The sequence below is a fragment of the Roseomonas sp. GC11 genome, from assembly GCF_024437745.1.
In the GTDB taxonomy this organism is placed as follows: Bacteria; Pseudomonadota; Alphaproteobacteria; order Acetobacterales; family Acetobacteraceae; genus Pseudoroseomonas.
In genome coordinates, this window is record NZ_JANFNY010000209.1 from 1 (window position 1) to 575 (window position 575).

The 575-nt window shown below is 69.4% G+C and carries 1 protein-coding gene; it reads right to left on the reverse strand.

All coding sequences use genetic code 11. The annotated features are described in order from the left end of the window. A partial coding sequence (locus NON00_RS24660; RefSeq protein ID WP_256025443.1) for a nucleotide sugar dehydrogenase occupies positions 1 to 575 on the reverse strand: 575 nt, incomplete at both ends.

A 575-nucleotide genomic window follows, 5' to 3' on the forward strand; every position in this document is an offset into this window, starting at 1 on the left:
CCGGCATGGAGGAATTTGCGGCCGATGCGGCCATCGAGGCCCATGCCGCGGGCGACGTCATGGACGTTGGCGCCGGCGCGCTCGCAGAGATCGGCCATCTGGTTGATGAAGGTGATCTTGACGGCGAGGAAGGCGTTGGCGGCGTATTTGATGAGCTCGGCGGTCTCGATGGAGGTGGCGACGACCGGGGTCTCGATCAGGTAGAGCGGGCGGTAGAGGCGCTTGAGGACGGTCAGGGCGCGCTCGGAATCGACGCCGACGACGACGCGGTCAGGCCGCATGAAGTCGCCGATGGCATTGCCCTCGCGGAGGAATTCCGGGTTCGAGGCGACCTCGATCTCGAGATCCGGGCGGGCGGCGCGGACGATGGCCTTGACCTTGGCGCCGGTGCCGACGGGGACGGTGGATTTGGTGACGAGGACGAAGGGGGCCTCGGCGGCGCGGGCGACCTGCTCGGCGGCGGCGAAGACGTAGGTCAGGTCGGCATGGCCGTCGCCGCGGCGGGTCGGGGTGCCGACGGCGAGGAAGACGGCATCGGCGCCGCGGATGGCTTCCTGGAGGTCGGTGGTGAAGGT